The organism is Amycolatopsis sp. NPDC114478, from assembly GCF_055633805.1.
The window spans coordinates 205,960-220,994 of the sequence record NZ_JBVKDO010000001.1 but is presented as its reverse complement, the minus strand read 5'-3'; the positions used below and the strand labels follow the sequence as shown (position 1 = coordinate 220,994).

The 15,035-nt window shown below is 72.6% G+C and carries 11 protein-coding genes; 6 read left to right on the top strand and 5 right to left on the bottom strand.

The window, feature by feature from the left end:
- Positions 1-29: 29 nt before the first annotated feature.
- From ACZ7OH_RS01085 to ACZ7OH_RS01075, 3 genes are all read right to left on the bottom strand, one after another.
- Positions 30-1,235, bottom strand: coding sequence for a glycosyltransferase (locus tag ACZ7OH_RS01085; RefSeq protein WP_470279007.1), 1,206 nt, complete (start codon positions 1,233-1,235; stop codon positions 30-32).
- An 87-nt stretch (positions 1,236-1,322) separates the two neighbouring features.
- The gene (locus ACZ7OH_RS01080) at positions 1,323-2,660 is read right to left on the bottom strand and encodes an NAD(P)/FAD-dependent oxidoreductase (RefSeq protein WP_470279006.1); all 1,338 of its coding nucleotides are present in this window, start codon (positions 2,658-2,660) and stop codon (positions 1,323-1,325) included.
- Between the two features lie 131 nt (positions 2,661-2,791).
- Positions 2,792-3,283 (bottom strand): MarR family winged helix-turn-helix transcriptional regulator, encoded by a 492-nt coding sequence (locus ACZ7OH_RS01075; protein ID WP_470279005.1) that lies wholly within the window; start codon positions 3,281-3,283, stop codon positions 2,792-2,794.
- Between the two features lie 168 nt (positions 3,284-3,451).
- Here ACZ7OH_RS01075 and ACZ7OH_RS01070 point away from each other — a divergent pair, with 168 nt between their 5' ends.
- The 4 genes from ACZ7OH_RS01070 (at position 3,452) to ACZ7OH_RS01055 (ending at position 11,356) form a co-directional block, all read left to right on the top strand.
- Positions 3,452-4,135 (top strand): hypothetical protein, encoded by a 684-nt coding sequence (locus ACZ7OH_RS01070; protein ID WP_470279004.1) that lies wholly within the window; start codon positions 3,452-3,454, stop codon positions 4,133-4,135.
- 152 nt (positions 4,136-4,287) lie between these two features.
- Positions 4,288-5,859 (top strand): DNA polymerase Y family protein, encoded by a 1,572-nt coding sequence (locus tag ACZ7OH_RS01065; RefSeq protein WP_470279003.1) that lies wholly within the window; start codon positions 4,288-4,290, stop codon positions 5,857-5,859.
- A gap of 136 nt (positions 5,860-5,995) precedes the next feature.
- Positions 5,996-9,304, top strand: coding sequence for an error-prone DNA polymerase (locus ACZ7OH_RS01060; RefSeq protein ID WP_470279002.1), 3,309 nt, complete (start codon positions 5,996-5,998; stop codon positions 9,302-9,304).
- Positions 9,305-9,385: 81 nt separating this feature from the next.
- Positions 9,386-11,356 carry a cellulose binding domain-containing protein gene (locus ACZ7OH_RS01055; RefSeq protein ID WP_470279001.1) on the top strand — a complete coding sequence of 657 codons (1,971 nt, stop codon included), beginning with the start codon at positions 9,386-9,388 and terminating at the stop codon, positions 11,354-11,356.
- A 60-nt stretch (positions 11,357-11,416) separates the two neighbouring features.
- On the opposite strand, the gene ACZ7OH_RS01050 is transcribed toward ACZ7OH_RS01055, so the two are convergent.
- Positions 11,417-11,833 carry a MarR family winged helix-turn-helix transcriptional regulator gene (locus tag ACZ7OH_RS01050; RefSeq protein WP_470279000.1) on the bottom strand — a complete coding sequence of 139 codons (417 nt, stop codon included), beginning with the start codon at positions 11,831-11,833 and terminating at the stop codon, positions 11,417-11,419.
- A 53-nt stretch (positions 11,834-11,886) separates the two neighbouring features.
- On the opposite strand from ACZ7OH_RS01050, the gene ACZ7OH_RS01045 reads away from it, so the two are divergent.
- Both ACZ7OH_RS01045 and ACZ7OH_RS01040 read left to right on the top strand, forming a co-directional pair.
- Positions 11,887-12,285 carry an SRPBCC family protein gene (locus ACZ7OH_RS01045; RefSeq protein ID WP_470278999.1) on the top strand — a complete coding sequence of 133 codons (399 nt, stop codon included), beginning with the start codon at positions 11,887-11,889 and terminating at the stop codon, positions 12,283-12,285.
- Positions 12,282-13,046 (top strand): class I SAM-dependent methyltransferase, encoded by a 765-nt coding sequence (locus ACZ7OH_RS01040; RefSeq protein WP_470278998.1) that lies wholly within the window; start codon positions 12,282-12,284, stop codon positions 13,044-13,046. Before ACZ7OH_RS01045 ends, ACZ7OH_RS01040 begins: the two co-directional genes overlap by 4 nt.
- Here ACZ7OH_RS01040 and ACZ7OH_RS01035 read toward each other — a convergent pair.
- Positions 12,936-14,960 (bottom strand): amylo-alpha-1,6-glucosidase, encoded by a 2,025-nt coding sequence (locus ACZ7OH_RS01035; RefSeq protein WP_470278997.1) that lies wholly within the window; start codon positions 14,958-14,960, stop codon positions 12,936-12,938. The genes ACZ7OH_RS01040 and ACZ7OH_RS01035 overlap by 111 nt on opposite strands.
- Between the last annotated feature and the right edge of the window lie 75 nt (positions 14,961-15,035).

The following is a 15,035-nucleotide window of genomic DNA, read 5'->3' as shown; positions in this document are numbered from 1 at the left end:
ACTTTCGTGGCGAAAGTGCCGCCCGGTGCTCAGCCGGCCAGTTCGACGAGCCGTTTCGCGGCCACCAGCGCACCGTCGGGACGGATCTCGCCGCCCACGGCCTTCGCCCGGCTTTCCGCGGCGAGCGCCGTGTCCAGCGCGGCGGACAGGGACTCGACCGTCGGTGCCGGGTCCTGGTGCGCCGCGCCGATGCCCAGCTCGGCCACCCGCGCCGCCCAGTGCGGCTGGTCCGCGATCCGCGGCACGACAAGCTGCGGCGCGCCGGCCCGGGCGGCCGTCGTGGTGGTGCCGGCGCCGCCGTGGTGCACGACGGCGGCGACCCGGCGGAACAGCGCCTGCTGGTTCACCTCGCCGACGGCGAAGCAGTCACCGGCGTCGTCGATCGGGGCCAGGCCCGCCCAGCCGGCGGCCAGCACGATCCGGCGGCCGCGCGCCCGGCCCGCCTCGATGGCGATCCGCGCGATGCCCTCCGGCGCGTACGCGGCCATGCTGCCGAAGCCGACGTACACCGGCGGCTCGCCGTCGTCGAGGAACTCTACGAGCCCGTCCGGCAGCGGCCGGTCGTCGGGCATGATCCACGCGCCCGTCTGGAAGATGTCCAGGTCGGTCTTGCCCTCCGAAGGACACAGCAGCGGGTCCGCGGCCAGCCACGGCTGATCGGTGAAGACGTAGTCGCGGACGTTGTCCACCGGCGGCAGGCCCAGCGCCGCGCGGTGGCTGCGCACGGCCGGGCCGTACAGGGCGTCGACCCGCTCGGCGTCCTGCCGCCACAACACCCGGTTGTCGGTCTCGTCCGGCGAGGACGGCGTGCCCGGCCGCGCCCCCGGCGGGAAGTGCCGCGACGGCAGCCCGAGCAGGTGGAAGCACGCGAACACGTACGGCAGGCCCAGGTGGTCCGCCACGTCCCGCGCGCCGGCCGGCATCAGGCCCGTCGCCAGCAGCGCGTCACACCCTTCGGCCGCCGCGGTGAGCGTCTCGAACCGCGCGTCGACCAGCCGCGGCGCGAGCTTGAACGCGTCTTCGGCCGTCGGCGGCTTCGGATTGGCGACGATCGAGTGCACCGTCGGGCCCAGCGGCACCAGCGGCACCCCCGCCCGCGCCAGCAGCCGCCCGAAGTCGTCGTCCGGCGGCGCGCACACCACCGCGTCCGCGCCCAGCTCCCGCAGGGCCACCGCCAGCCCGGCCAGCGGCTCGACGTCCCCTCGTGAGCCCCACGTCGTCAACAGAACACGCATCCGGCATTTCCCCGTTTCCCCTGGTGATCGCTTACGGCGGGCCATTCTGGGTGATCACCCCGCCCTTGCCGCAAGCCCCGGGGTCGGCTATACCTTGAAGGGGGCGGGAAGATCTTCCCCGTCCGGACGCGCCCCGCCGCTGACGAACGCGTCGCGCGGGTGCTGCACCGAAGCCAGCGACAGGATGTCGCGTCCGAACAGCGCCGCCGTCAGCCACACCGCGAGCACGCGGACCTTGCGTTCCCAGCTCGGCACGGCCAGGACGTGGTAGCCGCGGTGCACAAGCCACGCCGGCAGGCCGGTGATCACCAGGCGCCGGTACTGGAAGATGCCGCGGCCGAGGCCGAGCGTCGCGATCGAGCCGAGGCTGCGGTGCACGTACGGCTTCGGCGTCCGGCCGCGCAAAGTGGCGATGATGTTGCGGGCCAACAGTTTTCCCTGCCGGTACGCGTGCTGCGCATTGGGCACCGTGCGCGCGCCCGGGACCGGCGAGGCGAGGTCGGGCACCGCGGCGTCGTCGCCGGCCGCCCAGGCGTCGGTCACACCCTCGACCCGCAGGTCGGGCCGCACGACGACCAGGCCGCGCGCGTCGACCGGGAGGTCGGTGTGCTTGCCGATCACGGGGTTCGCGCCGTTGCCCGCGGTCCAGACGATCAGCTCCGAGTCGAACGCCTCGCCGGTCGAGAGGGTCACGTGCCCGCCGGTCGCCGACGTCACCAGCGTGTCGAGGTGGACACGCGCGCCCCGCCGTTCCAGCTCGCGCACGACCCAGCGCCCGGGCCGGTCGGTGACCTCCGGCAGGATGCGGCCCGATGCTTCGATGAGGTGGAACCGGAGTTCGTCGCGGCGCAGCTCGGGGTAGCGCTTGAGCAGCGCGGTGGCCAGCGACAGCAGCTCGCCGAAGCCTTCGACGCCCGAGAAGCCGCCGCCGACGAAGGTGACGGTGAGCAGCTTCCGCCGTTGCGGCCCATCGGGGAGCGCGGCGGCGCGGTCGAACGAGGTGAGCAGCCGGTCCCGGATCGCGACGGCCTCTTCGACGTGCTTGAGGCCGATCGCCTCTTCGGCGACGCCGGGCACGGGCAGCTTCCGCGTGACGGCCCCGGCGGTGACGACGACGATGTCGTAGCCGAGCTCGAAGGCGTCCCCGTCGGCCGGCCGCACGGTCACGACGCGGTGCGCGTGGTCGATGGCGGTGACGGTCCCGGCGAGCACGCGGGTCCGGCGCAGGTGCCGCCGCAACGACACGGCGGCGTGCCGAGCTTCGACGGCCCCGGCGACGACTTCGGGCAGGAACGGTTGGTAGGTAAGGTAAGGCCGCGGATCGACGAGGGTGACTTCGGCCTCGTTCCGGCGGAGTTTCTTTTCCAGCTTCCAGGCGGCGTAGAACCCGGCGTACCCGCCGCCGACGATCAGGATCCGGCGCATCTCGTCCTCTTTTCTCGCTTCACTGACTGGACGAGGTGGCCGAGGACGGCGTGACAGGGATCCGCGTCACAGCGAGCGCTCGGCGTCAACTCGGCGCCCACGCGTGGATCCTGCGCCGCGAGGTGTGAGCGTCAGCCCCAGCTGGCTTCGGGTGCCGTGGCCGCGGGCGGTTCGCCGCCGGCTTCGGCGAACGCCGTCAGCGCGTCGACGAGCCCCTGCCTGCTCTCCACCGGCATCCGGGCGACGATCTTGGCGATCTCCCGCCGCCGCCGGGTCGTCACCTGCCGGACGATCCGCGCGCCCTCCCGGGTGATGTCCAGCACGATCTCGCGGCGGGACACCGGGCTGTGCTGCCGGTCGACGAGCCCGGCGGCGACCAGCCGGTCGACCATCCGGCTGGCCGTGGACGGCGTGACCCCGAGGTGCTCGGCGAGCGTCGCGTGCTTGAGCGGCCCGCGGGTGTGCAGCACCACGAGGAGCCGGAACTGCGGCAGCGTCAGGCCGTCTTCGGCCGCGGCGATCGACCGGACGGACACCGCCACCAGCAGCCGGGACGCGGTGAGGACGGCGTCGGTCAGCGTGTCGACGCCGGCGGCGTCCATGCCCGGGTTCGTGCGGGTCATGCCGCCAGTGTGCCGGAGCGGACCCTGCCCCGGCGGGGTGACCCCCGGCTTGACAGCGGGCCGCTCGTCTCGCACTATGCGAACAAGTGTTCGATAACTTTCTCCTGGGTGCGCCCGCCTGGTGCGGGTGTCTCCGGTGCGAGTACGTGGTGCTGGAGGTGGGCGGTGGTGGCGGTGCCGGACGCGCTGGCCGGGCTCACGGCGATCCCGGGGGTCGGCACGGCCGCGCAGCTGAGCTCTTCCCCGGTTTCCGATGACGTGCTGGCCGTGCTGCCGCCGCTGGCCGGGTTGCTGCCGGGCGGCGGGTTGAAGCGCGGCAGCACGGTCTCGGTGCGCGGCGCGACATCGCTGGTGCTGGCGCTGCTGGCGGCGGCCACCCGCGAAGGTTCCTGGGCGGCGGTCACGGGCCTGCCCGAGCTGGGCCTGGCCGCGGCGGCGGAACTCGGCGTCGACCTGGAGCGGATCGCGCTGGTGCCGCACCCGGGCGCGGAGCTGACGGGCGTGCTGTCGGCGCTGGTGGACGGGTTCGACCTGGTGGTGCTGGGCCCGGTCGGCGTCCAGCCCCAGCTCGCGCGCCGGCTGGCGGGGCGGGTCCGCAACCGCGGCACGGTGCTGCTGGCGGTGGGCCCGTGGCCGGGAGCGGACGTGGAGCTGAGGGTGTCGGGCCGCCGCTGGCACGGCTTGACCCCGGACGGCCACGGTCATTTGCGCACACGCGAAGTGGTGGCGACGAGCGTCGGGCGCGGCGCGGCGGTGCGGCCGTCGTCGATGCCGTTGCAGCTGCCGGGGCCGGGTGGCGCGGTCGCGGCGGGCGAACCCCGGAAGCGGCGGCTGGCCGAGGTGGCCGGGTGAGCCGGTTTCCCGCGGTGGTCGCACGATGACCGGCGCGGGTGCCGTGGTTCGCGCGGCCGGCGGGGTGGCTTGCCTTGCGCGCTCGCTGACCGGCGGGCTGTTCTTGTTCGTGCCGGTCTCGTGATGGCACCGAATCCACCGCAGTTCGCGGGATGAGCGGTTCACCACGGCTGCTGGTGCTGTGGTGCCCGGACTGGCCCGTCGTCGCCGCCGGGGCCGCGGCCGGTACTCCGCCCTTCGCGCCCGCCGCCGTCTTCTCCGCCAACCGCGTCGTCGCCTGCTCCGCGTCCGCTCGCCGCGACGGCGTCGGGCGCGGGATGCGCCGGCGCGATGCCCAGTCCCGGTGTCCCGGGCTCGTCGTCCACCAGCACGATCCCGACCGCGATGCCCGCCTCTTCGAACCCGTCGCCGCCGCCGTCGAACGGCAGGCCGTCGGGGTCGAGGTCGTGCGGCCGGGCATCGTCGCCGTCCCGGTCACCGGCGCCGCCGGGTACTTCGGCGGCGAGGAAGCGCTCGCCGAGCTCCTCATCAACGAGGTCGGAGCGGGCGCCGGCGTCGAATGCCAGGTCGGGATCGCCGACGGCCTCTTCGCCGCGACGCTCGCCGCCCGCCGCGCGGCCCTCGTCCCGGCCGGGGACACGCCCGGGTTCCTCGCGCCGCTCCCGATCACCGAGCTGAACCAGCCGGGCGACGACCGCGGCGAGCTCGTCGGCCTGCTGCGGCGCCTGGGCCTGCGCACCCTCGGCGCGTTCGCCGCGCTGGCCGAACGCGACGTCGCCGGCCGGTTCCCGAAGGACGCCATCACCGCCCACCGCCTCGCCCGCGGCCTCGCCGAACGCCCGCCGCTGCGCCGCGCCCTCCCGCCGGACCTGGCGGTCACCGAGGAGTTCGACCACCCCCTGAGCCGGGTCGACGAAGCCGCGTTCATCGCGAAGACCCTCGGCGAACGCTTCTTCGCCGGCCTCGCGAACCACGGTCTCGCCTGCACGCGCCTGGCGATCGTCGCGGTCACCGAAGCGGGCGAAGAACGCGTACGCGTTTGGCGCTGCGCCGAACCCCTGACCGCCCGCGCGACGGCGGACCGCGTGCGCTGGCAGTGCGAAGGCTGGCTGACCGCGCGCGACCGGCCCAGCGCCGGCATCATCCGGCTGCGCCTCGATCCCGAGGAGGTCGTCGGCGGCCAGGCGCTGCAGCTGCAGCTCGGTTCGCTGGGCCGCGACGCCGACGCGGCCGAACGCGCGGGCCGCGCCCTGGTGCGCATCCAGGGCCTCCTGGGCCCCGACGCGGTGGTGACGCCGCTGCTGGACGGCGGCCGCGGCCCGGCCGAGCGCGTCCGCCTGATCCCGTGGGGCGAGCCGCGAAAACCGGCGGTCGAGGACCGCCCGTGGCCGGGCCGCCTCCCAGCGCCGTCCCCGGCCCGGGTCCCACCGGAGCCACCACCGGCCAGCGTGCTGGACGCGGTGGGCGACCCGGTGGCGTGCACGGACCGCGGCGAGCTGACGTACCCCCCGGCAACGATCGCGATCGACGGCGGCCCGGTGCGCCGCGTCCTGGGCTCGGCGGGGCCGTGGGTGGTGCACCCGTCCCTGCCCGCGAAGAGGGGTGACCGCCCGCTGGCCCGGATGCAGGTGGTGCTGGAGGAGGAGCACGACGACCTCGCGCTGCTGCTGAAGGTCACCGTGGGCAGAGATCCACAGTGGACGGTCGAGGGCGTCTACGACTGACCGTCCTTTGTGATCGAGGCGACTGCCGAGTTGACACAGCGCCCCACCAGGCACAGGATCGATCCACAGTAGTCGTACGTGTGTTCGAACAGTAGTCGCTGGCTTCCCCACAGCGAACTCCTTGTGGGGAGCCGATTTGGCGTTCAACAATCCGAACGTTCCGTGGTCCGAAGTGGAACGGATCGCCTCCGGGCGGCCGCCCGTTCCCGGCGACGGCAACGATGCCCCCGCGTGGTCGCGCAAACGCGAAGGGTACGGCGGCGCGCCCGACGACCTGCGGAACCGCCGGGCCCGGGACGACGGCGGCGACCGGATCCGCGCCCCGTACGCCGAGCTGCACGTGCACTCCAACTTCAGCTTCCTCGACGGTGCCTCCCACCCAGAGACGCTCGTCGAGGAGGCCGCGCGGCTCGAGCTCGACGCCCTCGTCCTCACCGACCACGACGGCCTCTACGGCGCCGTGCGGTTCAACGACGCCGCGCGGGAGCTCGGCGTGCGGGTGGGGTTCGGGGCCGAGCTCTCCCTCGGCCTGCCCGCGCCGCAGGCCGGCGAACCCGATCCGGCCGGTTCGCACCTGCTCGTGATCGCGCGGCAGCAAGCCGGCTACCACCGGCTCTGCAAAGTCATCTCGCGCGCGCAGCTCGCCGGCGGCGAAAAGGGCCGGCCCAGCTACGACCTCGACGAGCTCGCCGACGAGCTGGCCGGGCACGTCGTCGTGCTCACCGGGTGCCGCAAGGGGCCGGTGCGCCGGGCGCTGGCCGCGCACGGGCCCGCCGCCGCGCGGGCCGAGCTGGGCCGGCTCGCCGACCGGTTCGGGCGGCGGCACGTCGCCGTCGAGCTGATCGACCACCGGCAGCCCCTCGACGACGCCGCCAACGACCACCTCGCCGCGATGGCCGACGAGCTGCGGCTGCCGACCGTCGTCTCGAACAACGTCCACTACGCCCGCCCCGAGGACGCCGTCGTGGCCGACATGGTCGCCGCCGTCCGGGCGCGGCGCTCGGCCGAGGACCTCGAAGCCTGGCGGCCGCCGTCCGGACAGGCGTTCCTGCGGTCCGGGATGGAGCAGCGCCGCCGCTTCGAACGCCGCTACCCGGGCGCGGTCGGGCGCGCCGCCGTCCTCGGCGTCGAAGTCGCGTTCGACCTGAAGCTCGTCGCGCCCGACCTGCCGCCGTTCCCGGTGCCGCCCGGGCACGACGAAATGTCGTTCCTGTGCGAACTGACCTGGCGCGGCGCCGCGAAACGCTACGGGACCCGGGACGAGAACCCCGAGGCCTACGCCCAGCTCGAGCACGAGCTCGACATCATCGAAAAGCTCGGTTTCCCGGGCTACTTCCTCGTGGTGTGGGACATCGTCCGGTTCTGCAAGGAGTCGAACATCCTCTGCCAGGGCCGCGGCTCCGCGGCGAACTCCGCGGTCTGCTACGCGCTGGAGATCTGCCACGCCGACCCGGTGAAGTGGAACCTGCTCTTCGAGCGCTTCCTCGCACCGGAACGGGACGGGCCGCCGGACATCGACATCGACATCGAGTCCGACCGCCGCGAGGAGGCCATCCAGTACGTCTACGAAAAGCACGGCCGGTTCCACGCCGCGCAGGTCGCCAACGTCATCACCTACCGCGCGCCCTCGGCGATCCGCGACGCCGCGAAGGCGCTCGGCCACAGCCCCGGGCAGCAGGACGCCTTCAGCAAGCTCGTCGACCGCTGGAGCCGAACCGGACAGCAGACCGCCGGCGACATCCCCGAAGAGGTCCTCGACCTGGCCGCCCGGATCGAGGATTTTCCTCGCCACCTGGGCATTCACTCCGGTGGCATGGTCATCTCGAAGCAGCCGGTGTCCGAAGTGGTCCCCGTCGAGTGGGCGACGATGGAGAACCGTTCCGTGCTGCAATGGGACAAGGACGACTGCGCGGCCGTCGGCCTGGTCAAGTTCGACCTGCTCGGCCTCGGCATGCTGTCGGCCCTGCACTACACACTCGACCTCGTCGCCGAACACCACGGATCCACTGTGGACATCGGCAAGCTCGACCTCGCCGACCCGAAGGTCTACGACATGCTGTGCGAAGCCGACGCCGTCGGAGTGTTCCAAGTGGAATCCCGCGCGCAGCTGGCGACGTTGCCGCGGTTGCGGCCCAGGGAGTTCTACGACCTCGTCGTCGAAGTCGCGCTGATCCGGCCCGGCCCGATCCAGGGCGGTTCGGTGCACCCGTACATCCGGCGCCGCCGCGGCGACGAGCAGTGGCAGCACGCGCACCCGCTGCTCGCGTCCAGTTTGGACCGGACGCTCGGCGTGCCGCTGTTCCAGGAACAGGTGATGCAGATGGCCGTCGACGTCGCGAGTTTCACCCCGGCCGAGGCCGACCAGCTCCGGCGCGCCATGGGTGCCAAGCGGTCCAGCGCCAAGATGAAGGCGCTGATGGCGCGGTTCTTCGCCGGCTGCGAAGCCAACGGCCTCGACCGCGAACTGGCGACGCGGATCTTCGAGCAGATCCACGCTTTCTCCGGTTACGGTTTCCCCGAGGCGCATTCGATGTCGTTCGCGCTGCTCGTGTACGCGTCCGCGTGGTTCAAGCGCTACTACCCGGCCGCTTTCTGCGCCGGGCTGCTGCGCGCGCAGCCGATGGGGTTCTATTCGCCGCAGTCCCTGGTGGCCGACGCGCGCCGCCACGGCGTCCGCGTCCGCGAACCGGACATCAACGCCAGCCTCGCGCACGCCACGCTCGAACCCGACGCCGAGAGCACCGGCGGCGTCGCGCTCCGCCTCGGCCTCGCCGGCGTCCGGCACCTGGGCGACGCCGCCGCCGACGAAATCGTCGCCGAACGTGCCGCGAACGGCCCATACGCCGGGGTCGGCGACCTCACCCGCCGCGTCCAGCTGAAGAAGAACGTCGTCGAGGCGCTGGCCACCGCCGGCGCGTTCGGCGGCGACCGGCGCCAGGACCTCTGGGCCGCCGGTGCCGCGGCGGCCACCCGGCCCGGGCACCTGCCCGGCCTGGCCCCGGGCCTCGACGCGCCGGCGCTGCCGGGCATGACGCGGCTGGAGGTCACCGCGGCGGACCTGTGGGCCACCGGCGTCTCCCCGGACAGCCACCCGGTCGAGTACCTGCGCGAGCTGCTGGTCGCGCGCGGCGCGATCACGACGGCCGAGCTCGCGCGGGCCGAGGACGGGACGCGCGTCCGGGTCGGCGGCGCGGTCACCCACCGCCAGCGCCCGGCGACCGCGGGCGGGATCACGTTCCTCAACCTGGAGGACGAGACCGGCATGGCCAACGTCCTCGTCTCCCCGGGGCTCTGGCGCCGGCAGCGCCTGGTCGCCCACACGAGTGCCGCGCTGCTCGTCCGCGGGTACGTCCAGGCGGCGGAAGGGGTCGTCACGCTCGTCGCGGACCGGCTCGAGCCGCTCGACCTGTCGATGCGGGCGGCGCCGTCCCGGGACTTCCGTTGACTTCCGGGCCGCGCGCTGGTTCGCTGCTCTGAGAGCGCTTCCAGCCATCCGTTCGTGCCCGACGAGAGGATGGACCCTTCGATGACAGCTCGACGTCTGCGCTGGGCAGCGTGGCCGGTGGCGGCCGTGCTCGTGGCGGCGGTGCCGGCGGCCACCGCGGCGACGCCGGCCGGAACGACCGTGACCGTCAACGTGAAAGCGGGGCTGGCCACCGTGCCGGACACCGCGGTCGGCGTCAACCACGCCGTGTGGGACAGCCAGCTCGGCACCGATACCGTGGCCGACCTGTTCGGCGCCGCCGGGGTCCGCACGATGCGGTACCCGGGCGGCTCCTACGGCGACATCTACCACTGGAAGGACAACACCGCGCCCGGCGGCTACGTGGCGCCGGGCACGGACTTCGACGCGTTCATGGGCGGCGTCCGGCGGGCGGGTGCCCAGCCGATCGTCATCGCCAACTACGGCACCGGGACGCCGGCGGAGGCCGCGGACTGGGTGCGCTACGCGAACGTCACGAAGGACTACGGCGTCAAGTACTGGGAGATCGGCAACGAGCTTTACGGCAACGGCCACTACGGCGCGAACTGGGAGGCCGACAACCACGAGGACAAGAGTCCGGCCGCGTACGCCGCGGGCGTCGTGGCCTACGCCGACGCGATGAAGGCCGTCGATCCCACGGTGAAGATCGGCGTCGTGCTGACGACGCCGGCGAACTGGCCGGACGGCATCGTCGCGGCGGGCGACACCGGGACGTGGAACCAGACGGTGCTCTCGATCGCCGGCCCGCACGTCGACTTCGCCGTGCTGCACTGGTACCCGAGCGGCTCCACGGCCGAGGAGGCGCTTTCCCGCCCCGAGCAGGTGGACGACATGCTCTACCTGGCGCGCGAGCAGATCACGCGGTACGCGGGCAAGCCGCTCGGCATCGCGCTCACCGAGACGAACACGCCGGTGGGAATGGACACCCAGCCGGGCGCGTTGTTCGCGGCCGAGACGTACGCGTCCATGCTGGAGAACGGCGTGTTCACCGTGGACTGGTGGGACACGCACAACGGCGGGACCAAACTGTCCACAGTGGCCGGCTATCCCGACTACGGCGACTCCGGCCTGCTGTCGAGCGCGACCTGTTTGGACGGTGGTTGCGAGCCGGCCTTGAACACGCCATTCGCGCCGTACTACGGGTTGCAGATGCTGAGCGCGTTCGCGCGCCCAGGTGACCAGTTCGTCCGCGCCGCCGCGGACGACCCACTGGTCGACGCGCACGCGGCCCGTCGGCCGAACGGGGACGTGGCGGTCCTGCTGGTGAACAAGGACCCCGCGGCGGCACGGGTGGCTCACTTCGACTACGCGCCATCGTCGGTGGCCGAGGTGTACACGTTCACGAACGGCGCGTCGTCGATCACCTGGTCGTCCACATGGGACGGAACGCTGCCGCCGTATTCCCTGACGACGGTGGTGTTGCACGCGGCCGTTTCGCCGTTGCCCGCTCCTGGCCAGCCGACCGCGACGACGACCGACACGACGGCGACGATCAGCTGGCCGGCGTCGGCCCCGGGCGTGAAGTACGAGGTGTACCGGCAGGTGGGGGCGGTCAGCGAGGAGTGGGGCGAGACGACGGGGACGTCGCTGCCGGTCAGGAATTTGTCCCCGGGAACGCGCTACACGGTGAACGTGCTGGCCCGCGACGCGGCGGGAGAGGTGTCGTGGGCATCCCCACCGCTGACGCTGACAACGGGCGCGCCGTCGTCGAGCACCTGCACGGTCCGGTTGACGGACGTGAACGACTGGGCAAGCGGTTTCGTGGGCGGCATCCACGTGTCGTCGACGGCGGTGACGGGTGACTGGGCGTTGACGTTCACCTGGCCGACGGCGCGCCAGCGGGTGACGAGCGGCTGGAACGGTACGTGGGTCCAGGAGGGGACGGCGGTGAAGGTGACGTCGTCGGCGGCGTTGTCTTCGGGCGTGGATGTGGGGTTCGTGGCGGACTACGGCGGTCCGAACATCCTGCCGACGGCGTTCAGGCTGAACGGAACTCTCTGCTCGCTCGGCTGAACCCGGCGTGAAATGACTCATTCATGTCGTGTGGCGACATGAATGAGTCATTTCACCTCTTCAGTCGGAGTTCGCGAGGTGGGCCAGGGCCGACCGCAGCACCCGCCGCTCCTCGGCGCTCAACCCCGCCAGCTTGCGCTCCTCCAGCACCCGGATCGCCTCCCGGACCGCCGCGTGCCGCCTCGCGCCCGCTTCCGTCAAGCGCACCACTCGCGCCCGGCGGTCTGCTGGGTCCGGGGCTCGGCTCACCAGGCCCGCCGCTTCCAACCCGTCCAGCAACGCGATCAGCCGCGTCTTGTCGTAGTGGATCTGCTGGGCCAGCACCAGCTGGCTCGCCGCCGCCCCGGGGGAGAGGGCCGACAGGACCACGTACTGCCACATCGTGAGCCCGTGCGACTCCAGCACCGGGCGCTCGGCCTCGGCCAGCGCGCGGCCCGCTCCGGCGCACAACGCCCCGAGATCGTCGTCCTCGTTCACCCGCCGGATTTTACGCGTCGACAAATGATACGCAGGTGCGTATCGTTTGCGTCATGACCACATTCAAGCCGGGGCGCGCCGAGACGCGCACGATCTCCGTTTCCGCGCCGCCCGCGCGGGTCTTCGCCTACCTGTCCGACGTCCGCCGCCTGCCCGAATGGGCGCCGGGCTTCGCCAGCACCGTCGAGCACGACCACGGTGACGTCTGGCGCGTCGGCGAGGACGCGCGGCCGGTCGCCGTCAAGGTCGCGGCGGACCACGGCGTCGTAGACTTCGTCAGCGCCGACGCCCCGAACCTCGGCCTCTTCGCCCGTGTCGTGCCCAACCTGACCGGGGCCGAGCTGATCTTCAGCCTGTTCTTCCCCGAGGGCACCGAACCGGCGGCGGTCGACGCCCAGATGGCGGTCATCGCCGAGGAACTGCAGGCCGTGCGCGCGCACGTCGAACGGTGAACCGGGACATCCGGTCGGTCGACGACCTCCTGCGGATGCTGGACGGCCTCTTCGAAAACATCGAGTGGGACGGCTTCTACGCGGACCGCGACCGGCCGGTTCCGTTCTTCGTCGACGAGCCCGACGAAAACCTCGACACCTGGCTCCGCGACGGGCCGCTGACCGGCGGACGCGCGCTGGAGCTGGGCTGCGGACCCGGCCGCAACGCGCGAAGGCTCGCGGAGGCGGGCTACGACGTGGACGCGGTCGACGGCTCACCGGAAGCGATCGCCTGGGCCCGCGAACGCGTCGACGACGCCCGCTTCCACCAAGCCGACATCTTCGCGATGGACCTGCCGCACGAGGAGTACGACCTGGTCTACGACTCGGGCTGCCTGCACCACCTCGCACCGCACCGGCGGATCAGCTACCTGGCCCTGCTCGACCGGTACCTGAAACCGGGCGGTCACTTCGGCCTCGTCTGCTTCGCCGCCGGCACCGGAAACCCCGGCTCCGGCACGGAAATCCCGGACGCGCAGCTCTACCGCGACCGCAGCCTCCACGGCGGCCTCGCCTACGCGCCGGACGAACTGCGAAAACTGTTCGGCACCTTCACCGAACTCGAACTACGCCCGATGAAGGAAAACACCGGCCGCTTCGGTATGACCTTCCTACTCGCCGGACTGTTCCGGAAGGACGGAAAACCCCGGCGGCAGCCGCAGTTCGGTGACCTCGCCGTCGACGGAAATGGCGATGTCGAGGGTTCCGCCCGCCAGCGGTAAACCCGACACCCGCAACGCTCCGACCGGGCTCGGCCGGGGCGGGGACAGGGAAACCGTGCGCGCCGGGACGTCGACCTGCAAGCCGAGGAACGCCACCAGCAGGCTCACCGCGGCTGCCGCCGACCAGGCCTGCGGCCGGCACGATGCCGGGTACGGCAGCGGTGCCGTCGTCTCCGAAACGCCGTACCCGGCGAACAACTCCGGCAGCCGGTAGTCGAACGCCGGCGCGGCGGAAAGCAGTTGCGCGCCCAGGGCGGCAGCGCGGGACACCTGACCGGATCGCTGCAGGCCGCGGACGACGATCGCCGTGTCGTGCGGCCAGACCGAGCCGCAGTGGTAGCTCAACGGCGAATAACCGCCCGCGGACGCGCTCATCGTGCGCAAGCCGAAACCCGACGCCAGTGAGGAGTCCAGCAACAACGAGCCGATCGACGCGCTCTCGGAAGGGGACAGCAGGCCGGTGCCGAGGAGGTGGCCGATGTTGCTCGTCAGGGCGTCCACCGGCCGCTTGTCGCCGTCCAAGGCCAATGCCGGGTAACGGCCGTCCGAAGTGGACACCCAGAACCTGTCCCGGAACCGCGAACGAAGAGCGGCGGCCCACTCGGAAAGGCCGTCGCAAGGTGAACCCAAAGCAGACAGCAAAGAGACCGAGCGCACGACGGCTTCGTGTTGGTAGGCCTGGACTTCACTCAACGCGATCGGCGGTTTCGCCTGCGCGCCGTCGTGGAAGCGGACCGCGTCGCCCGAGTCCTTCCAGCCCTGGTTGGCCAGGCCGTGCCCGCTCTCGTCGCGGTACTCGGCGAACCCGTCGCCGTCGGTGTCCGCGGCGCCGGTGATCCACGACAGCGCGAACCGCAACGTCGGCAGCAGGTCGCGGACCTCGTCCTCGGGCAGGCCCCAGCGCCACGCGTCGTACAGCAGGCACACCCACAACGCGGTCGCGTCGACCGTCCCGTAGTACTCGGCGGGCAGCGAAGCACCGACCGTCTCGAACGCGTCCCGGCGCCGCTCGTGCAGGATCTTGCCCGGCGCCTCGCCGGTCGCCGGGTCGTGGCGCGTGCCTTGGGCGCGGGCGAGCGTCCGGAGCGTTCCGCCCGCGAGGCCGACCGACAGCGGCAGCGCCAGCCGCGCGGCCCACAGGCTGTCTCGGCCGAACAGCGTGAGGAACCACGGCGCGCCCGCGCCGGCGAACGCGTCGGCGGGGTAGTCGCGTTCGGCGAGCAGCAGCCCGTCGAGGTCGTCGAGCGCGCGGTCGAGCAATGCCGTGAACCGCCGGTCGTCGGCGTGCACCCGCGGCCGGGGCAGCCGGGTGCCGGCCGGTACGAACAGGGCCCGCTCGTCGGAAACCCGCAGGGACCACCGCAGCGTCGCCGGTCCTTCGACGGTCCAGCGCAGCCGGAGCCGCGGCCCGTCGACGACGACTTCGGCGCCTTCGGCCGTCACCTCGGAGACCGCCGAGGACGCGGCCCAGCCAGTGCCGGCCGGGACGACGGGGGAGCGCCGCCCGCCCGACTTGATCTCGTCGATCGGCGCGAAGTCGGCCGCCAGCACCACTTCGACGACGCACCGGCGGCGCGCACTGGCCGTCGAGACCAGCGAAAGCTCCTCGGTCATTCCCGACGCCGTGACCGTGCGGTCGCGGCGCAGCCACACCGTCGGGTCGGGGCCGGGGTCGCCCAGCCGGCGCAGCAGCCCGGTGAACCGCGCGCGGTCGGCGCCCGGCTCGTCGCTCCCGATGGCCTCGGGCTCGTCGCCGTCGACGGTCACGACGGCCTCGCTGAGCAGCCGCAGGTCGCCGTGCAGCAGGCCTTGCGTCCCGCCGGCGCGGATCTGCCCGTCCCGGCCGGACAGGACGACGGTCGGCGCGTGCAGCGCGATCGCGAGGTCGTGGAGCAGGGGCTGGAGGTCGGCCATGACCACGATTGGATCGATCAAACGAAAGAATGTCAACTGACTTCGAAGTCTTGACAGCTCAGCGCCACGGGTTCA